This is a genomic window from Pseudomonas sp. HS-18, from assembly GCF_020401845.1.
Lineage (GTDB): Bacteria > Pseudomonadota > Gammaproteobacteria > Pseudomonadales > Pseudomonadaceae > Pseudomonas > Pseudomonas nitroreducens.
On sequence record NZ_CP084413.1, the window covers coordinates 4,389,545 to 4,406,972 of the forward strand.

Here is a 17,428-nt window from a genome sequence, read left to right on the forward strand (position 1 = left end):
AACTAGGCGTCCCCCCTCGCTCCTACAGGGAGATCGGAGCTAGGCGGGAACTTTCTGCAGGCGGCGGCGTACCACCTCCACCAGCTGGTCCGGCTGGAACTTGGAGAGGAAGTCGTCGCAGCCGACCTTCTTCACCATGGCGTCGTTGAAGCTACCCGACAGCGAGGTGTGCAGCACCACGTAGAGGTCACGCAGGCGCGGGTCGTTGCGGATCTCGGTAGTCAGCCGGTAGCCGTCCATTTCCGGCATCTCGGCGTCGGTGAAGATCATCAGCAGCTTCTCTTCCATGTCCAGGCCTTCATCGGCCCAGCGCTTGAGTTGCTGCAGCGCGCGCAGGCCGTCGGTCGCCACATGCAGGCGCAGGCCGAGCTGGCCAAGGGTATCGCGCAGCTGAGAGATAGCGACACTGGAGTCGTCCACCACCAGCACTTCGCGGCCTCGGGTCTGGCTGAGCAGCGTGCCGTCCAGGCGGTCGCTGGAGACACGGGTGTTCATCGGTACGATCTCCGCGAGCACCTTCTCCACGTCAATGATCTCCACCAGGCGGTCTTCCACCTTGGTGATCGCGGTCAGGTAATGCTGGCGGCCGGCGCCACCGGGCGGCGGCTGGATCGATTCCCAGTTGAGGTTGAGGATGCGCTCCACCCCACCCACCAGGAACGCCTGCACCGAGCGGTTGTACTCGGTAACGATGATGGTGCTGTTGGCATCCGGGGTCAGCGCGCGCATGCCGATGGCGCGCGACAGGTCGATCACCGGCAGCGTCTGGCCGCGCAGGTTGATCACCCCGCAGATCATCGGATGGCGCTGCGGGATCAGCGTCAGGCGCGGCAGCTGCAGCACCTCCTGCACCTTGAACACGTTGATCGCGAACTGTTGCCGCCCGGCGAGGCGGAAGACCAGGATTTCCAGGCGATTCTCGCCTACCAGTTGGGTGCGTTGATCGACAGTGTCGAGAATACCGGCCATGCCTGCTCCAGATTCGGAATGAGTCGTGCGGGAGAGCTATCGGCCGTATCGACACCAACAAGATACTGGCCGTGCGCCATCATGCACGACTTGTCCGGTCCGGACCAGCGCGATCAGCCTTGTTCGGCAACGAGCCGCCCAGTGGACGAGAGCAGCGGCGAGTCTGCCGGCAGGTGCATGGCGAGCGCTGCCGGGCGCACCTCGAAGCGCAGCTTGCGGCCCTCCAGCGGCTCACCGTCGAGATTGACGTCCAGGCCCTCGCGGGCTTCGACCTCAACCCAGGGCAGGCGCGCCCGGATGAAGACGTCCTGGATGCCGAACCCGCTACTGCCCAGCAAGGCGCCCAGCGTACCGACCATGTCCTGCGGGGTGGGCAGGATGCTCACGTCCAGCAGCCCGTCATCCGCCGTGGCCTGCGGGCAGAGCACATGTCCGCCGCCAGCCTGTCGGCCATTGCCGATGCCCAGGGCGAGGAATTCGCCTTCCCACTCGAAATCCGGTCCGGTAAAGCGCCCCTGGGCCGCATGGACTTCAGAAAAGCGCGTCAGGCCGGTCAGCAGGTAGGCTGCGCCGCCGAGCAGCTTCTTCAAGTCTTCCGGGGTGTTGGCGGTGACCTTCGAACCGAAGCCACCCGTGGCCATGTTCAGGAAGAACTGTCCGTCGACCTCCCCCAGGTCGATAGGGCGCGGCGGCACGTCCAGCAAGGCCAGCGCGGCCGCGGGTTCGAGCGGAACGCCGGCGGCGCGGGCGAAGTCGTTGGCGGTGCCCAGCGGCAGGATGGCCAGGCTGGCCTTGCCGCCGGCCTGGACCAGCGCCTCGGCGACGTCGCGCACGGTGCCGTCGCCACCGCCGGCGATCAGCGTGGTGTATCCCGCCGCCAGGCCCTCCTCCACCAGCCGCCGAGCATCACCGCCCTCCCAGGTCACCCTGACATCCAACTGGCGCCCCGCTTCGCGCGTGGCCAGCACGGCGGCACGCACTTCGTCGTTGGCGGCTTGCTTGCCGTGCAGGATCAGCAGGGCCCTGGGCTGGGTCATGGTCGGCTTCCTCGCGAGTAGTCCATTGAGCGTCAACTAATGGACCCAGAGTAGCGCGGGAAAATTTCCTCGCTTTTCATCACTGAATCGGGAATGGGCGGTTCAGGCCGGGTAGCCGGTGATCTCCCGAATGCTCTGGTACAGCGGCTTGAGCTGCTTGTACATGCGCTGGTAGACCTCGTTGTACAGCCGCTCGTAGGTCCGCTGCGCCTCGGGGCGCGGGTGGAAGACGTCGCCGACGCGGGTCATGGCGGCGATGGCGCTGGCGAAGTCCGGATAAAGCTTCAGCCCCACCGCGCAATCGATGGCAGCGCCCAGGCCGGAGGCTTCGTAGACGTGCGGGCGCTCCGCCGGCAGGCCGAAGATGTCGGCAGTAAGCTGCATCGCCGCGTCGCTCTGCGAGCCGCCACCGGCCACGCGCAGGCGCTGGATGCGGGTGCCGGAGCGTTTCTCGATGCGCTCCTTGCCCTGGCGCAGCGCGTAGGCCAGGCCTTCGAGGATGGCGCGGTAGATGTGCGCGCGGGTGTGCACGTCGCCGAAACCGATGATCGAGCCCTTGGCCTCCAGGCCCGGCTCGCGGATGCCCGGCGTCCAGTAGGGTTGCAGCATCAGGCCCATGGAGCCGGCTGGCACGCTGTTGACCAGTTCGTCGAAGAGTTTCTCCGGCTCGACGCCCAGCTCCTCGGCACGCTGCATCTCGCGCAGGCCGAACTCGCGCTTGAACCAACTGACCATCCAGAAGCCGCGGTAGATCATCACCTCGGTGTTGTAGTGATCGGGAATCGCCGCCGGGTACGGCGGGATCAGCGGGATGGTTTCCAGGTAGCGCGAACGGGTGGTGTTGATGGTCGCGGTGGTGCCGTACGACAGGCACGCCACGCTCGGGTCGATCGCGCCCGCGCCGAGTACTTCGCAGGCCTTGTCGGCACCCGCGGCGATCAGCGGCAGGCCTTCGGGAATACCGGTCAGGCGGCTGGCCTCGGCGGTGATCTCGCCCAGTTTCTCACCGGGCTTGTACAGCTCCGGCAATTGCTCGGGGCGCACGTCGATCGCCTGCCACTTCCAGTCCCGCGGCGCAGCCCAGGCGAGCTTCTTGTAGTCGAACGGCAGGTAGGCAACGCTGCAGGCCACCGAGTCCACGTAACGCCCGCACAGGCGCTGGGTGAGGAAGCCCGAGAGCAGCAGCAGCTTGTGGGTGCGCTGGTGGATGTCCGGCTGCTGCTGGGCCACCCAGTTCGCTTCGGCCTGGGTGCGGAAGTAGTCCACCGCGCCCTGCGCGCCCACCAGCTTGAACAGCCAGCCCCAGGGCCCCTTGATCGGATCGCCCAGCTCCGCGCGGCGCTGGTCCAGCCAGATGATCGCCGGGCGCAGGGCCTGGCCGGCTTCGTCGAGGTGAATCACCGTGCCGCGTTGGGTAGTCAGCGACACGCCACGAATGCGGCTGCGGTCGATGTCGACACTGGCCCACAGGCGCTTGCACGCCTCGCCCAGCTGCTCCCAGTAATAGTCCGGGTGCTGCTCCGCCCAACCGGGCTGCGAGGAGAAATACGCCTCCAGTTCGACCTTGCCCTTGCCCACCAGGTTGCCCTGGAGATCGAAGAGCAGCGCGCGCACGCTCTGAGTGCCGTTGTCGATGGCCAGCAGGTAGTTGTTGTTATTCATGGGGCTCTTGGTCATGGAGGGTCGGTCAGTGCGGAACGCTGTAGCTGCGGCGCCACAGCTCCAGGTAGTCCTGTTCTTCCTGTTTCCAGCGCGCGTCGTCCCAGCCCAGGCGGCGCTGACACAAGGCGCGAATCCTCGGCAACTCGGCAGCGCCACCATCGGCCAGCAGCAGGCCAATGCGGGTGCGACGCAGCAGCAGGTCGTCCAGGTGCAGCACCAGTTCGCCTTCCGCCGCCCAGGCCAGCTCGGCCCAGAGCGAATCGGTATGGCCGATACACTCGCTGCCCACCTCGTTCAGAAGGCGCGCCAGTTCCGGCAAGGAGCGCCCATGGCGCCCGCGCAGGCGGCGCTGCTGAGGTGGAATGAGGCCCGGCAGGACGACGTCCTCGACGGCCGCGAAGACGTGGTCAGGCGCAGTTTCCAGCTGGCGCTCCAGCATTGGCGCACAAGCGGCAAGCACCTCCAGCGCCAGCAGGCGGAAGGTCGTGAGCTTGCCGCCAGCAAGAGTCACGCACCCGGGCTCGACCCACAGCGCATGCTCGCGTTTTTCATCCGACGGCTTGAGCGAGGGCGTGCCATCGCTGACCACCGGGCGTACACCGGCCCAGGTGGAGCGCACATCGCCGGCGGTGATCTGCGCAGCAGGAAACTGCTGCGCGCAGGCGGCCAGCAAGTACTCCAGCTCTTCGCGGCTGATGGCTGCGTCATCGTCCAGGGTTTCCCGGTGATCCAGGTCGGTGGTGCCGACCACGGTCGCCCCTTCCCAGGGGAAGACAAAGACCGGACGCTTGTCCTGCCCGTGCATGAAGCTGAACGCATGGGTGACCGGCAGGCGCCAGGCCGGCAGTAACAGGTGGCTGCCACGCAGCGGGCGGATGTGCTCGCTGCCGTGCTTCTGCCGCAGCGCATCGGCCCAGGCGCCAGTGGCCAAGGCCACGGCGCGGCTACGGAAGGTGAAGCGCTCGCCGCTCTCGCGATCCTCGGCAACCAGCCCCTGAACGCGACCATCGCGGCGATCCAGTTCGATCACCTTCAAACCATTCAGTGCTTCGCCGCCCTCGGCTCGCGCTTCGCCCAGCACACGCATGACCAGGCGCGCGTCATCGGTTACCGCATCCTGGAAGCGGGTGCCGCCCAGCAGGCGATCTTCCTTCAGGCCCGGCGCCAGGTAGCGCAGTTCCTCCAGGCGATGAAACAGGTGATTGCGCCGCCCCGCCAGCGCGTCGTACAGCGACAGCAGGGTGCCGAACACCCGCGGGCCGGGGAAGCCGCCCTGGTAGTGCGGCATGATGAAGCTCAGCGGATCGACCAGCCCCGGCGCCTCGCCCAGCAGGCGCTGGCGCTCGCGCACCGAGTCACGGGTCAGGCCGAACTGGCCCTTGGCGATGTAGCGCAGGCCGCCGTGAACCATCTTCGATGAGCGGCTGGAGGTGCCCCAGGCGAAATCGCGCTGCTCGACCAGCAGGCAGCGCCATCCGCGCCGTGCCGCTTCGCGCAGGATGCCGGCGCCGGTGATGCCGCCGCCGACCACGATCAGGTCCCAGTCGCGTGCCGCCAGCTCCGGCAGCGCCTGCGCGCGCCAGGCTGCGTTCCAGGCAGGCATGGGTTCAGTCCTGCAGCAAGGTGCCGGGGTTCAGCCGGCCGGAGGGATCGAAATGCCCGGCCAGCGCCTTGATCGCCGCCATGCCCAGCGGGCCCTTTTCCACCGGCAGGTAAGGCGCGTGGTCCTTGCCCACGCCGTGCTGGTGGCTGATGGTGCCGCGGTTCTGGGCGATGGTCTGGCTGGCGGCATGCTTGAGCTTGCGCCAGCGCTCGTGTGTCTGCGCATAGCTGGCGGCCGGGCGGAACACGTAGGTGGTGTAGATGCTAGAACCCTCGCCGTAGACGTGCGACAGGTGGGTGAACACGTGCACGCGCTCGCCCTCGGCGGCCAGGCCTTCGCGCAGGCAGGCCTCGATACGGTTGAGCAGGTTGTCCACGTTGGACCAGTCGGTGGCGGTTTCCAGGGTATCGACCACGTAGCCGTTCTCCCACAGCGCTTCGCGCAGGTAGGGGAAGCGGAAGCGGTTCTGCGCCCATTTCCTGCCCAGCAGGGTGCCGGTGAACACGCCGCCGAAGCCCTTGAGCAGGCGGCGCGCGGCGCGCAGCGACGTCGCGTTCTGCGCGCGGTCACCGGTGACGCCGAAGGTCAGCATGCACTTGCCCTCGGCCGCGCCGCGCATCTTCAGGTAGCGCTCCAGCCAGGCGATCTGTCCCGGATGGCCGGCCAGGGCCAGTTGAGTGGTGGTCTCGATGGCATTCGACAAGCGCAACATCGACAGCGGCACGCGCGCCTGCACCAGGGTGCGGATGCCTTCCAGCGCCTGCTCCCAGGATGGCAGGAACACCGCATAGAAACGCTCATCGTCGGCGATGCGCGTGACCCGCACCTTCACCGACGAGAGGATGCCGAAACGGCCTTCGGAACCCATCACCATCTCGCGCAGGTCCGGGCCTGCGGAGGACGCCGGGAAGGTCGGGATCTCCAGGCTGCCGGCGAAGGTTTCCAGTGTGCCGCCGGCGAACAGTTGCTCGATGCGCCCGTAGCGCAGCGACTGCTGGCCACTGGAGCGGCTGGCAACCCAGCCGCCGAGGGTGGAAAGCTCCCAGGACTGCGGGAAGTGGCCGAGGGTGTAACCACGGGCACGCAGCTGGCTTTCCACCTGCGGGCCGTTGGCGCCGGGGCCAAAACTGGCGATCAGGCTCTGCTCGTCCAGCTCCAGCAGGCGGTTCATGTGTTCCAGGGAAACGGTGAGCACCGCCTTGTCGGACTCCGGCGGGTTGATATGGCCGGCCACCGAGGTACCGCCGCCGTAGGGGATCACCAGGCAGTCCCAGAGCTCGGCGAACTTCAGCAGCTCGCGGATCTGCTCGGCAGTCTGCGGGTAGGCCACGCCATCGGGGAACACACCGAACTCGCCTTCGCGCATCGCCAGCCAGTCCGGCAGGCTCTGGCCTCGGGCGTGCAGCAGGCGGTCGCGGGCTTCGCGCACCACCAGCGGATGCTCGGGCAGGCGCGAGGCCGGTACCTTGGCCAGTACCTGCTCCAGCGTCGCGTCCGGCAGCGTCAGGCCCGGGCCGACCAGTTCGGCGAGAAAACTGCGTCCGTTGTCGGGCAGTTCCACCACCGTCGTTTCTTCACCCCAGCCGTTCCAGCGTCGCATGCCCGCTCCTTTTATTCAGGGTCTCTGTCTGCAATTTCGATTGCTATTTCGGTGCCGCTTGATGGCTGCCTATACTAGCCAGCCGCCCTGCCCTGTCACTGTCGGATCAAGACAGGCGCAGTTGCCGATCGAGACACCAGAACAAGAACGAACGCCATGCATTCCCTCGGCTATACCTCCGTCCCCGCATTGCTGAAATACCTGCGCCACGCCGAGTCCCTCGGCATGGACCTGGACGTCGCCCTCAAGGCCGCGGGCCTTGCGCGCTCGCAACTGAGCGACAACAGCCAGCGCCTGCCCAGCGAGGCTCACGAACGCCTGCTGCAGCATTTGTGCGCGCATTCCGGCGACCCGCTGTTCGGCCTGCACTCTGCACGCTTCGTGCAGCCGGGCTCGTGGAGCGTGCTGGGCTACATCACCATGAACTGCGCCAACCTGGGCGAAGCCATGGGCCGCATCATTCCCTACGAGAAGCTGGTCGGCGACATGGGCGTCAGCCGCCTGGAGCCTGGCGGAGACCACATCAAGCTGATCTGGAATTGCCGCCACGAGGCCGCGCAGATCCGCCGGCACATGGTGGAGAACGTGCTGGCGTCCTGGCTGCTGTATGCGCGCTGGATCGCCGACACCAGCGGCTCCCCGCAGGAAGTCTGGTTCGAACACGCACAGCCCGAGGGCACCGATATCGCCGAGTACGAGCAGCTATTCGGCTGCCCGGTGCGTTTCGAGCAACCCTTCAGCGCCCTGCTGGTGCCCCTGCAACTGCTGAGCTATCCCCTGCGCCAGGCCGACGCCAACCTGCTGCGCACCCTGGAAGAGCACGCCCTGGCGCTGATGGCCGAGCTGGACGACGACGAGCCGCTGCCGCTGCGGGTGAAGAACGCCCTGCGCCTGCTGCTCAAGGATGGCCTGCCGCGCAAGGAGCGTGTCGCCGAACGTTTCGAGATGACGGTGCGCACCCTGCAGCGCCACCTGCAGCAGGCCGGCACCAGCTACCAGCAGATCCTCGACGAGCTGCGCCAGGAGCTGGCCGAGCATTACCTGGTACACAGCGACCTGCCGATCCAGGACATCGCCCAGTATCTGGGCTTCACCGAGTCGCGCTCGTTCCACCGCAGCTTCAAGGGCTGGACCGACCAGACACCGGGCGAGTATCGCCAGCAGCATAAGAAAACGCCGGTCTGAGACCGGCGTTGTTCATGGTGCTCCCAGCACTCAGTCCAGCAACTCACTGAAGGGAATGAAGTTCAGCCAATCGCCTTCGGCCAAGGTCGTGCCCTCGCGCACTTCCACCAGCCCTTCGGCCCAGGCTGCGCTAAGCAGCACGCCGGAGCTCTGATTGGCGTAGGGCACTGCACGGCCATTTTCCAAACGCGCGCGCAAGTACTCACGACGGTTGCCCGGCTTGGTCCGGTTGAAGCCGGCCGGGACCTGCAGGCGCAGCGGCTCGACCTTCTGCATGCCGAGGCGGCGCATCAGGTAGGGCCGCGCCAGCAGGGCGAAAGTCACCAGGGTGGATGCGGGGTTACCCGGCAGCCCGATCACCGGCACGCCCTGGTAGTGGCCGACGGTCAGCGGCTTGCCCGGCTTGATCGCCAGCTTCCACAGCGCCAGATCACCTGCTTCGCGCAAGGCCGCTCCGAGGAAGTCCGCCTCGCCGACGGACACGCCACCGGTGGAGAGGATCAGCTCGACGTTCGACAGCCCCGCCAGTGCGGCGCGGGTGCGCTCCAGGTCGTCCGGAAGGATGCCAGCGTCCACTACCTCGCAACCCAAGCGCAGCAGCCAGGTGCGCAGCAGGTGACGGTTGCTGTTGTAGATCTGCCCGAGCGCCAGCGGCGTGCCCGGCTCGACCAGTTCGTCGCCGGTGGACAGCAGCGCCACGCGCGGGCGGCGACGTACTTTCAATTCAGCGTGGCCGAGGGACGCGGCCAGGCCGATCTCGATGGGGCCGATGCGCGTGCCGTTGGGCAGCACGCAGTCTCCCTTGCGGGTTTCCTGGCCCTGCGGGCGAATGTGCTGGCCGGCTTCCATCGCTTCGAGGAAGCGCACACGGCCATCCTCCAGCACCTCGGCGTTTTCCTGCATTTCCACGCAGTCGGCGCCTTGCGGCACAGGCGCGCCGGTGAAGATGCGCACACAGGTGCCCGGTTGCAGCGGTTCACCGGCCTGGCCGGCGAAGATCTTCTGGCTTACCGGCAGCGCTTCGCCCCGCCAGTCGGCCAGGCGCAGCGCGTAGCCGTCCATGGCGCTGTTCGGCCATGGCGGCAGGTCCAGGCCGGCCAGCAGCGGCTCGGCCAGCACGCGGCCATCGGCGTCGGCCAACGGCAAGGTTTCGCACTCGGAGACCGGAGACTGTTCGGCCAGCGCCAACAAGCGCGCCAGGGCTTCCTCGACCGGCAGCAGGCCGGGCTTGTCGCAGCAGCTCATCCGCGGCTCTCGCAGGGCGCCGCCTTCTTCAGGTGCGGCACAAAGTTGCAGGGACGATGACTGGCGTCCAGCTGTTCGCCGAGGATGCCGTCCCAGGCAGTGCGGCAGGCGTTGGTGGAACCCGGCAGGCAGCAGACCAGGGTGCCGTTGGAGAGCCCCGCCAGCGCGCGGGACTGCACCGTGGAGGTGCCGATGTCGGCCACGGAAATCTGCCGGAACAGCTCGCCGAAGCCGTCCACTACCTTGTCCAGCAGGCAAGTCACGGCTTCCGGGGTGCTGTCGCGGCCGGTGAAGCCGGTGCCACCGGTGATCAGCACGACCTGGACCTCGTCCTCGGCGATCCAGGTCGCGACCTGGGCGCGGATGCGATAGAGGTCATCCTTGAGCAGGACGCGAGCGGCGAGGTTGTGGCCGGCGGCCTTAAGGCGGTCGACGAAGAGCTGGCCGGAGGTGTCGGTTTCCAGGGTACGGGTGTCGCTGACGGTAAGAACGGCGATGTTCAGCGGGACGAATGGCTGCTCGGCCTTGTGGCTCATGATGAGGGCCCTTGCTTGTGAGGTTGGAATGCGCGGTGTTATATCACAGGCCCGCCCCTGGAGACCCTGACATGCCACAAGCCCCGCTACCCCGCTGTTCCGTCCTGATTCTCGCCGGAGGACGCGGCCAGCGCATGGGTGGCCAGGACAAGGGCCTGCTGGACTGGCAGGGCAAGCCGCTGGTGAGCTACGCCGCCGCCCTCGCCCGCCCGTACAGCGACGACCTGATCATTTCCTGCAACCGCAACGCGAACGTCTACGCGGGCTACGCCGACCGCCTGGTACAGGACGACAGCCCGGACTTCCCCGGCCCGCTGGCCGGCATTCGCGCGGGTCTCGCCGCTGCACGCCACTCACACCTGCTGGTGCTGCCCTGCGACGCGCCGCTGCTGGACACCGAACTGCTGGAGCGCCTGCTGCTCGCATCGGCTGAAGCGCCGGACGTCGTGCACATGCTGCGCTGCGGCACGCAGTGGGAGCCGCTGTTCAGCATCATTCCGGTGGCGATGCGCGAACCGATAGAACAGGCCTGGCACCAGGGCGACCGCAGCCCGCGCCATGTGTTCTCGAACCTGGGGCTTCAGGCAGTGGATTGCCCGGCGAACGACCCGCGCCTGGCCAATCTCAACACGCCAGAGCTGCTCTATCACGCACGATAGCGACGTATTCGAAAATTTTCCGGGAACTATGCCAAGAAGCACCCTGTCAGACTTTTCGTACCTTTATGTTCGCTCATCAGGAGATTCACTAATGAACAAACGGATGCTTCCCGCCTTCCTGCTCGCCCTGGGCTTCGGAGTGCTCGCTGGTTGCTCCACTCCGTCGGTCATCACCCTGAACGATGGTCGCGAGATTCAGTCGGTCGACAAACCCAAGTACGACGAAGAATCCGGCTTCTATGAGTTCGAACAGCTGGATGGCAAAACCGCCCGCGTGAACAAGGATCAGGTACGGACCGTCAAGGACCTCTGATTCTCCCGGCGGTGAAAACGCCCCGCAGCCCCTGACCGGTCTGCGGGGCGTTCGCGTTTTACCGGGGGGCGAAAAATATTTTTCGCTAACCCCTTGTGCGTCAAAAGTTTTTCGGTAGAATGCGCGCCATCAAACGGAGCGTAGCGCAGCTTGGTAGCGCGTCTCGTTCGGGACGAGAAGGTCGCTGGTTCGAATCCAGTCGCTCCGACCAAATCCCGAAAAACCCGCCTAACGGCGGGTTTTTTATTGCCTGTGATTTTGCATGCAGACCAATCATCAGGCACAAAAAAGCCCGTCCAGCCGGACGGGCTTTTTCATGGGCGAATCAGAGCTGCCCGGACTTGCGCAGCGCCACCTGCGATAGCGCGCTCCAGTCCAGATCGCCATCGCCGTGGGCAATGGCTTCGAGCAGGTTGTCACGCAGGACGCTGGCGAACGGCAGCGGCACGCGCTGCTCCTGCCCGGCCGACAACGCCAGCCCCACGTCCTTGAGGCCCAGCACCAGGCGGAACGCCGCCGGATCGAAGCGCTGCTCGGCGATCAGGGCGCCATAGTTGCGATACACCGGCGCGTTGAACAGGGTGTTGCCCATGATCTCCATGAACTCGCCCGGCGCCACCCCGTAGGTTTTCACCAGCGCAGTGCTCTCCCCCATCGCCTCGATGGCGCTGGCAATCATGAAATTGCCGGCGATTTTCACCGCAACGGCGCGCAAAGGGTCGTCGCCCAGCGGCCAGGTCTTCTGTCCCAGCACATCAAGGACCGGCTGCGCCTTGGCGATAGCCGTCTCGGGGCCGGCGACCAGGATGTTCAGCTTGCCGGCGGCGGCAACGTCGGTGCGACCAAACACCGGCGCAGCAACAAACTCGACGCCCTGTTCGCGATGCAGCTCCACCAGCTCGGTGACGAGGGCGGTGGACAGCGTGGCCATGCTCAGGTGCACCAGCCCTGCCTTGGCCGAGGCCAGGGCGCCGCTGTCCAGCAGCACGGTGCGGGTGGAGTTGTCGTCGGCCAGCATGGAAATCACCAGCTCGACGTCGAAAGCCTGCACAGGCGTGGTGGCGGCAACGGCACCCAGCGCCACCAGGGGCTCGGCAGCCGCTGGCGAACGGTTCCAGACGACAACCTGGTGGCCGGCCTTGATGAGGTTTGCAGCCATGGCAGCACCCATGCCGCCCAATCCGAGAAATCCGATCTTCATTGCAATGCGCCTCGCATCAGTTGATTGAGGAGAGGAAAAGCCGCCAAAGGCATCAGCGGCGGAGGAAAATGGCGACCTGCTCGGCGTCGAAGGGCCAGTTCAGCTCGGCGCCGGAGTCGCAGCGGCGCAACACGGGAATGCTCAAGCCATATTGCTCGACCCATTCCTCGCGATCGGCGATGTCCACCAACTCGACCAACAGTCCGTGTTCGACAAAGGTCATCAGCACGGCTTCGGCCACTTCGCAGAGATGGCAGCCAAGGGTGCCGAAGAGTTGGCATTCCGGGGGCATGTGAGGCTCCAGGGGTGGCGGCATAGGTTCAGACTCCGGCGTGCTTGAGCAAGGTGTCGGCCATGGCGCGGGCTTCTCGCCCTTGCTGCGCCGGGCCCTGCATATGCGCCATCACCAGCACGCCCTCGAGCAGGTATTGCAGCTGGCGGGCCAGAGCCTCCGGCTCCGCAGCACCAAGGCGCATCAGCTGGGCGGCGAAGAAGCGGCCGAGAAAGGCCTTGTGTTCAGCGGCCTGCTGGTGGATGGGGTGTTCGCGGTTGTGGAATTCGCCCGCGGCGTGGATGAAGGCGCAGCCGCAGAAGTCCGGGCTGTCGAGCACCTCCTGCAGGCCGTCGAAGATCGCCAGGATCGACTCGCGCGGCGCGAGGATGCGTCCGGCCACCTCCATGCGCTCGACCATGCGGGCGTGGCGCTCTTCCAGCGCCGCCATGATCAGCTCGTCCTTGGACTTGAAGTGCTTGTACAGCGTCATCTTCGCCACGCCCGACTCGGCAAGGATTCGGTCGATGCCGGTAGCGTGGTAGCCCTCGCGGTAGAACAGGTCCTGAGCGGTGGTGAGCAGCAGCTCGCGTTTGCTGGATGCCATGGCATTACCTCCTGACCGGACATTATGCGCGAGGCTCGGCGCCCATGGGGAGCCGGAGCGTTGCAGGGAGGACCGCGCAAGTGCCGGTGGGTGGACGGTCATTTCGCTTGAACTATACAGACCTGTCTGTCTAATATCTATTCCGCCGTCCCCACAACAATGCACAGGGCTCTCGCCATGAAACTCCACGACGTCGCGCTTTCCGGTAACTGCTACAAGGTTCGTCTGTTCCTCGGGCTCATCGGCCACAAGGCTGAACTGGTGCAGGTGGACCTGCAGGGCGGCGCGCACAAGCGCCCGGCCTTTCTGGCAATCAATCCGCGCGGCCAGGTGCCCGCGCTGGAAGACGGCGAACTGCGCCTGGGCGACTCCCACGCCATCCTGGCCTACCTCGCACGGCAGTACGGCGAGCCGCACTGGCATCCCCAGGACGCCATGACCCAGGGGCGAATCGCCAGCTGGCTGAGCTTCTCGGCCAACGAGGTGCAGCACGGCCTGGCCCAGGCACGGGTGATCCAACTATTCAAGCGCCCCGGCGACCTGGCTACGGCGCAGGCAAAGGGCCGCCATGCACTGGAACTGCTGGACGCGACGCTGGCCGACCACCGCTGGCTGGCGCAGACGGAAAGGCCCAGCATCGCCGACATTGCCGTCTACCCCTACGTCGCCCTGGCGCCGGAAGGCGGGCTCGAGCCATCCGGCTATCCCTATGTGCAGGATTGGCTGGCCCGCGTGCGCGCCCTGCCCGGCTACGTGGCACAACCCGCCCTCTGAATCTGCGCGCCGCCGCGAACCTGGCGGCGCCCTTCTCCGCTCCACGAAAAGGAAATCTCGATGCGTCTGCCATCCCTACTGCTGGCCGGGCTGCTCGCCCTCGCCGGCCTGAACAGCCAGGCCGCCGACCTGCGCTTCTCGCTGATCCGCACCTCCGGCGTAACCACCCTCGATGCATTCACTGTGGCCGGCGGCAACTGGACGCAGAAGGTCCCGCTCAACCACACCGCGGTATTGATCCAGCACCACGCTGCGACCTTGCTGTTCGATACCGGACTGGGCAGCCAGGCGGACGCGCAGTTCAAGCAGGACATGCCCTGGTGGGACAAGCCGCTGTTCCAGTACCAAGGGCTGAAGCCGGTGCGCGAACAGTTGCAGGGCAGCGGCATCCGCATCGACCGGATCATTCTCTCCCATGCTCACTGGGACCATGCCTCCGGCCTGTCCGACTTCCCGGACGTGCCGGTCTGGGCGACCTACGAGGAAATCAACTACGCCCACATCGCCCAGCCTCCGGCGGTATTCCCCAGCCAGTTCCGCCATCCACTGAAATGGGTACCGTTCCAGTTCGAATCCGGCCCCTTCCTGAGCTATGACCGCAGCCTCGACCTGTTCGGCGACGGCAGCCTGGTGCTGGTGCCGATGCACGGCCATACCCCCGGCGCGGTCGGCCTGTTCATCACCCTCGACGACGGTCGGCGCTTCTTCTTCAGCGGCGATACCACCTGGCGCCTGTCCGGTTTCACCGGCCCCCGCGAGAAGTTCTGGGTCAGCCGCAAACTGGTGGACAGCGACCGCGAGCGGACCCTGGCCGAAGTGGCCCGCGTACACGAATTGATGCGTGCGTATCCAAAGTTGACCGTCGTGCCTGCCCACGATGCCCAGGTGCAGGACAAACTCGGCTACTACCCCCATTGGATCGACTGAAAGCTACGCCAGCTGTCACTCGGCGCTTCAATAGCCAGCTCACTAATCAGCGACTAAGGTCTAAGGGTCGTCAACATTCGGTAATGATTTAGTAGGTAGGCTGTAACAGATCGACATGCCGGCCCGATCCACCGGCATCACCGAACTGCCCCAAGCGCTCGAGGAGACAATAACAATGAGCAAGACCCCGATCGCCCGTGCCGTGGCTTTGTCCACGCTGGGTACCAGCTTTATCCTTCCGACACTCGCCCACGCTGACTTCATCAAGGACAGCAAGGCCACCGTCGAACTGCGCAACTTCTACTTCAACCGCGACTTCCGCCAGGACAGCCCGGCCCCTGCCCAGAACAAGGCCGAGGAGTGGGCCCAGGGCTTCATCCTCAAGTACGAGTCCGGCTACACCGACGGCACCATCGGCGTTGGCGTCGATGCCCTGGGCACCCTGGGCCTGAAACTCGACTCCTCGCCTGACCGCAGCGGCACCGGCCTGCTGCAACGCTCCTCCAGCGACAAGCGCGCAGAGGACAGCTATGGCGACCTGGGCGTTACCGCCAAGCTGCGCGCGTCCAAGACCACGCTCAAGGGCGGCACCCTGATGCCGAAGATGCCGGTGGTGCAGTTCAACGACACCCGCCTGCTGCCGCAGACCTTCAGCGGCTTCGCCCTGAACTCCGCCGAACTGGACGGCCTGACCGTCGACGGCGGCCGCCTCTACCAGGTCAACCAGCGCGACTCCTCGGACTACGAGGACATGACCATCACCGGCGGCGGCAAGCGCAACATCAAGCTCGGCGATAGCCTGACGTCCAACAAGTTCCTGTTCGGCGGCCTCACCTACAAGTGGACCGACAGTCTGAGCACCAGCTACCACTACGGCGGCCTGGAAGACATCTACAAGCAGCACTACCTGGGCCTGATCCACGTATTGCCGATCGCCGACAAGCAGTCGCTGAAGTCCGACATCCGCTGGGCCAAGTCCAATGACGACGGCGGCAGCAACATCGACAACAAGGCGCTCAACGCCATGTTCACCTATGCCCTGGGCTACCACGCCTTCGGCCTGGGCTACCAGAAGATGAGCGGCGACACCGGCTTCGCCTACATCAACGGTACCGACCCCTACCTGGTGAACTACATCCAGATCGGCGACTTCGCCAACAAGGACGAGAAATCCTGGCAGGCGCGCTACGACTACAACTTCGCCGGCCTCGGGATCCCCGGTCTGACCTTCATGACCCGCTATGTGAAGGGCGACAACATCGACCTGATCACCACCGACGGCGAAGGCAAGGAATGGGAACGCGACACCGACATCGCCTACGTCTTCCAGGACGGCCCGCTGAAGAATCTGGGCGTGAAGTGGCGTAACGCGACCATGCGCACCAACTACACCAACGATTATGACGAGAACCGTCTGATCGTCAGCTACACCATGCCGCTCTGGTAACCCTCACGGCATGACGAAAAAGCCCGGCGGATGCCGGGCTTTTTCTTTGTCTCGTCATGGACCGATCAGTCCTGGCTGAGCGCCCCGATCTTGTGGATCGACAGGTCGGCGCCGTAGTACTCCTCTTCCTTCGTCAGACGAATTCCCACTGCCGACTTCACCAGGCCGTACACCAGCAGACCACCGGCGAAGGCCACGACGACTCCCAGCAATGTCCCGATCGCCTGGCTGGCAAGACTCACACCGCCCAAGCCGCCAAGCGCCTGATGCCCGAAGATCCCGCAGGCGATCCCGCCCCAGGCGCCGCACAGGCCATGCAGCGGCCAGACACCGAGTACGTCGTCGATCTTCCAGCGCACCTGGGTCGCGGTGAACGCCCAGACGAACAGCGCGCCGGCCACCATGCCGGTGGCCAAGGCACCGATGGGGTGCATCAGGTCGGAACCGGCACAGACGGCGACCAGCCCGGCCAGCGGGCCGTTGTGCAGGAAGCCCGGATCGTTGCGGCCAACCAGCAGCGACGCCACCGTGCCGCCGACCATCGCCAGCAGTGAGTTCACCGCCACCAGGCCGCTGGCGCCAGCCAGCGACTGAGCGCTCATCACGTTGAAGCCGAACCAGCCAACGATGAGAATCCAGGAGCCCGCCGCCAGGAATGGAATGTTCGACGGCGCGAAGGCCACCAGGCGCCCTTCGCGATAACGGCCATTGCGCTGCCCCAGCAGGACCACCGCCGCCAGCGCTAGCCAGCCGCCAAAGGCGTGCACCACCACGGAACCGGCGAAATCATGGAAAGCCGCGCCGAACTCGGCCTTGAGCCAGTCCTGAAAACCGAAGTTGCCGTTCCAGATCAGCCCTTCGAAGAAGGGATAGACAAAAGCCACGATCAGCGCGGTCGCCATCAGCTGCGGGCCGAACTTTGCCCGCTCGGCGATGCCGCCCGAGATGATCGCGGGAATCGCTGCGGCGAAGGTCAGCAGGAAGAAGAACTTCACCAGCGCGTAGCCGTTTTCGTTCGTCAGTTGCGCCGCCGGCTGCAGAAAAGTCACGCCATAGGCGATCCAGTAGCCGACGAAGAAATAGGCCAGGGCCGAGATAGCGAAGTCCGAGAGAATTTTCGACAACGCATTGACCTGGTTCTTCAGGCGCACCGTGCCAACTTCCAGGAAAGCGAAGCCCGCGTGCATGGCCAGCACCATGACCGCGCCCATCAGGAGGAACAGCGTGTTGGAGCCGTGGACCAGCGTCTCTACGGCACTATTGAGGTTTTCCATCGCTACAGGCAGCCCCGGAGGTCAAGGGGAAAGCACCAAAACGGCTCGCGGCGACCCTGCGCCGCACCACGCTGAAGCAGTGATGCACCGCAGAAGAGCCGAGCGCTGACCCAGACTG

Annotated in this window: 17 protein-coding genes and 1 tRNA gene; 7 read left to right on the plus strand and 11 right to left on the minus strand. The window is 65.7% G+C overall.

Annotated features, from left to right (window positions below; all coding sequences use genetic code 11):
• Positions 1-39: 39 nt before the first annotated feature.
• The 5 genes from LDJ84_RS20360 to LDJ84_RS20380 all read right to left on the minus strand — a co-directional run bounded on the left by LDJ84_RS20360 (position 40) and on the right by LDJ84_RS20380 (position 6,871).
• Positions 40-969 carry a chemotaxis protein CheV gene (locus LDJ84_RS20360; protein ID WP_226045338.1) on the minus strand — a complete coding sequence of 310 codons (930 nt, stop codon included), beginning with the start codon at positions 967-969 and terminating at the stop codon, positions 40-42.
• Positions 970-1,082: 113 nt separating this feature from the next.
• The gene (gene yegS / locus LDJ84_RS20365) at positions 1,083-2,006 is read right to left on the minus strand and encodes a lipid kinase YegS (RefSeq protein ID WP_038803715.1); all 924 of its coding nucleotides are present in this window, start codon (positions 2,004-2,006) and stop codon (positions 1,083-1,085) included.
• A 102-nt stretch (positions 2,007-2,108) separates the two neighbouring features.
• Complete coding sequence (locus LDJ84_RS20370; RefSeq protein ID WP_170858370.1) at positions 2,109-3,668, minus strand: FGGY-family carbohydrate kinase; 1,560 nt, start codon at positions 3,666-3,668, stop codon at positions 2,109-2,111.
• A gap of 25 nt (positions 3,669-3,693) precedes the next feature.
• Positions 3,694-5,271, minus strand: coding sequence for a glycerol-3-phosphate dehydrogenase/oxidase (locus LDJ84_RS20375; protein WP_226045339.1), 1,578 nt, complete (start codon positions 5,269-5,271; stop codon positions 3,694-3,696).
• 4 nt (positions 5,272-5,275) lie between these two features.
• The gene (locus LDJ84_RS20380) at positions 5,276-6,871 is read right to left on the minus strand and encodes an FAD-binding oxidoreductase (RefSeq protein ID WP_024767353.1); all 1,596 of its coding nucleotides are present in this window, start codon (positions 6,869-6,871) and stop codon (positions 5,276-5,278) included.
• Between the two features lie 156 nt (positions 6,872-7,027).
• Between LDJ84_RS20380 and LDJ84_RS20385 the strand changes: the two genes are divergently transcribed.
• Positions 7,028-8,056, plus strand: coding sequence for an AraC family transcriptional regulator (locus LDJ84_RS20385; protein ID WP_024767352.1), 1,029 nt, complete (start codon positions 7,028-7,030; stop codon positions 8,054-8,056).
• Between the two features lie 30 nt (positions 8,057-8,086).
• Here the strand turns inward: LDJ84_RS20385 and glp are convergent, their stop codons facing one another.
• Positions 8,087-9,301 carry a gephyrin-like molybdotransferase Glp gene (glp, locus tag LDJ84_RS20390; protein WP_226045340.1) on the minus strand — a complete coding sequence of 405 codons (1,215 nt, stop codon included), beginning with the start codon at positions 9,299-9,301 and terminating at the stop codon, positions 8,087-8,089.
• Positions 9,298-9,837 carry a molybdenum cofactor biosynthesis protein B gene (gene moaB / locus LDJ84_RS20395; RefSeq protein WP_024767350.1) on the minus strand — a complete coding sequence of 180 codons (540 nt, stop codon included), beginning with the start codon at positions 9,835-9,837 and terminating at the stop codon, positions 9,298-9,300. The genes glp and moaB overlap by 4 nt, the downstream gene beginning before the upstream one ends.
• A gap of 71 nt (positions 9,838-9,908) precedes the next feature.
• Here moaB and mobA point away from each other — a divergent pair, with 71 nt between their 5' ends.
• The 3 genes from mobA (at position 9,909) to LDJ84_RS20410 (ending at position 11,020) form a co-directional block, all read left to right on the plus strand.
• Positions 9,909-10,496 (plus strand): molybdenum cofactor guanylyltransferase MobA, encoded by a 588-nt coding sequence (gene mobA, locus LDJ84_RS20400; RefSeq protein ID WP_226045341.1) that lies wholly within the window; start codon positions 9,909-9,911, stop codon positions 10,494-10,496.
• A gap of 91 nt (positions 10,497-10,587) precedes the next feature.
• Positions 10,588-10,809, plus strand: a complete 222-nt coding sequence (locus tag LDJ84_RS20405; protein WP_017519306.1) for a YgdI/YgdR family lipoprotein — start codon at positions 10,588-10,590, stop codon at positions 10,807-10,809.
• Positions 10,810-10,943: 134 nt separating this feature from the next.
• Positions 10,944-11,020 (plus strand) — tRNA-Pro (locus LDJ84_RS20410).
• Between the two features lie 114 nt (positions 11,021-11,134).
• Here LDJ84_RS20410 and LDJ84_RS20415 read toward each other — a convergent pair.
• The 3 genes from LDJ84_RS20415 to LDJ84_RS20425 are packed head-to-tail and all read right to left on the minus strand — an operon-like array spanning position 11,135 to position 12,888.
• Positions 11,135-12,010: an NAD(P)-dependent oxidoreductase gene (locus LDJ84_RS20415; protein WP_065327408.1), complete on the minus strand. Its 876-nt coding sequence runs from the start codon at positions 12,008-12,010 to the stop codon at positions 11,135-11,137.
• 52 nt (positions 12,011-12,062) lie between these two features.
• Positions 12,063-12,302 carry a glutaredoxin family protein gene (locus tag LDJ84_RS20420; protein WP_318784710.1) on the minus strand — a complete coding sequence of 80 codons (240 nt, stop codon included), beginning with the start codon at positions 12,300-12,302 and terminating at the stop codon, positions 12,063-12,065.
• Positions 12,303-12,330: 28 nt separating this feature from the next.
• Entirely contained in the window at positions 12,331-12,888 is a 558-nt protein-coding gene (locus LDJ84_RS20425; protein ID WP_024765068.1) for a TetR/AcrR family transcriptional regulator, read from the minus strand.
• 177 nt (positions 12,889-13,065) lie between these two features.
• Here LDJ84_RS20425 and LDJ84_RS20430 point away from each other — a divergent pair, with 177 nt between their 5' ends.
• The 3 genes from LDJ84_RS20430 to LDJ84_RS20440 all read left to right on the plus strand — a co-directional run bounded on the left by LDJ84_RS20430 (position 13,066) and on the right by LDJ84_RS20440 (position 16,036).
• The gene (locus LDJ84_RS20430; protein ID WP_226045343.1) at positions 13,066-13,662 is read left to right on the plus strand and encodes a glutathione S-transferase family protein; all 597 of its coding nucleotides are present in this window, start codon (positions 13,066-13,068) and stop codon (positions 13,660-13,662) included.
• 60 nt (positions 13,663-13,722) lie between these two features.
• On the plus strand, positions 13,723-14,589 hold the full coding sequence (locus LDJ84_RS20435) for an MBL fold metallo-hydrolase (protein WP_413247431.1): 867 nt from the start codon (positions 13,723-13,725) through the stop codon (positions 14,587-14,589).
• Positions 14,590-14,764: 175 nt separating this feature from the next.
• Positions 14,765-16,036, plus strand: coding sequence for an OprD family porin (locus LDJ84_RS20440; protein WP_024765071.1), 1,272 nt, complete (start codon positions 14,765-14,767; stop codon positions 16,034-16,036).
• 65 nt (positions 16,037-16,101) lie between these two features.
• On the opposite strand, the gene LDJ84_RS20445 is transcribed toward LDJ84_RS20440, so the two are convergent.
• On the minus strand, positions 16,102-17,310 hold the full coding sequence (locus LDJ84_RS20445; RefSeq protein WP_024765072.1) for an ammonium transporter: 1,209 nt from the start codon (positions 17,308-17,310) through the stop codon (positions 16,102-16,104).
• Positions 17,311-17,428: the final 118 nt, after the last annotated feature.

What these genes read in the sequence shown, in the direction of transcription:
- LDJ84_RS20360 (WP_226045338.1), bottom strand. Translation starts at nt 969, where the DNA reads ATGGCCGGTATTCTCGACACTGTCGATCAACGCACCCAACTGGTAGGC.
- yegS (WP_038803715.1), bottom strand. Translation starts at nt 2,006, where the DNA reads ATGACCCAGCCCAGGGCCCTGCTGATCCTGCACGGCAAGCAAGCCGCC.
- LDJ84_RS20370 (WP_170858370.1), bottom strand. Translation starts at nt 3,668, where the DNA reads ATGAATAACAACAACTACCTGCTGGCCATCGACAACGGCACTCAGAGC.
- LDJ84_RS20375 (WP_226045339.1), bottom strand. Translation starts at nt 5,271, where the DNA reads ATGCCTGCCTGGAACGCAGCCTGGCGCGCGCAGGCGCTGCCGGAGCTG.
- LDJ84_RS20380 (WP_024767353.1), bottom strand. Translation starts at nt 6,871, where the DNA reads ATGCGACGCTGGAACGGCTGGGGTGAAGAAACGACGGTGGTGGAACTG.
- LDJ84_RS20385 (WP_024767352.1), top strand. Translation starts at nt 7,028, where the DNA reads ATGCATTCCCTCGGCTATACCTCCGTCCCCGCATTGCTGAAATACCTG.
- glp (WP_226045340.1), bottom strand. Translation starts at nt 9,301, where the DNA reads ATGAGCTGCTGCGACAAGCCCGGCCTGCTGCCGGTCGAGGAAGCCCTG.
- moaB (WP_024767350.1), bottom strand. Translation starts at nt 9,837, where the DNA reads ATGAGCCACAAGGCCGAGCAGCCATTCGTCCCGCTGAACATCGCCGTT.
- mobA (WP_226045341.1), top strand. Translation starts at nt 9,909, where the DNA reads ATGCCACAAGCCCCGCTACCCCGCTGTTCCGTCCTGATTCTCGCCGGA.
- LDJ84_RS20405 (WP_017519306.1), top strand. Translation starts at nt 10,588, where the DNA reads ATGAACAAACGGATGCTTCCCGCCTTCCTGCTCGCCCTGGGCTTCGGA.
- LDJ84_RS20415 (WP_065327408.1), bottom strand. Translation starts at nt 12,010, where the DNA reads ATGAAGATCGGATTTCTCGGATTGGGCGGCATGGGTGCTGCCATGGCT.
- LDJ84_RS20420 (WP_318784710.1), bottom strand. Translation starts at nt 12,302, where the DNA reads ATGCCCCCGGAATGCCAACTCTTCGGCACCCTTGGCTGCCATCTCTGC.
- LDJ84_RS20425 (WP_024765068.1), bottom strand. Translation starts at nt 12,888, where the DNA reads ATGGCATCCAGCAAACGCGAGCTGCTGCTCACCACCGCTCAGGACCTG.
- LDJ84_RS20430 (WP_226045343.1), top strand. Translation starts at nt 13,066, where the DNA reads ATGAAACTCCACGACGTCGCGCTTTCCGGTAACTGCTACAAGGTTCGT.
- LDJ84_RS20435 (WP_413247431.1), top strand. Translation starts at nt 13,723, where the DNA reads ATGCGTCTGCCATCCCTACTGCTGGCCGGGCTGCTCGCCCTCGCCGGC.
- LDJ84_RS20440 (WP_024765071.1), top strand. Translation starts at nt 14,765, where the DNA reads ATGAGCAAGACCCCGATCGCCCGTGCCGTGGCTTTGTCCACGCTGGGT.
- LDJ84_RS20445 (WP_024765072.1), bottom strand. Translation starts at nt 17,310, where the DNA reads ATGGAAAACCTCAATAGTGCCGTAGAGACGCTGGTCCACGGCTCCAAC.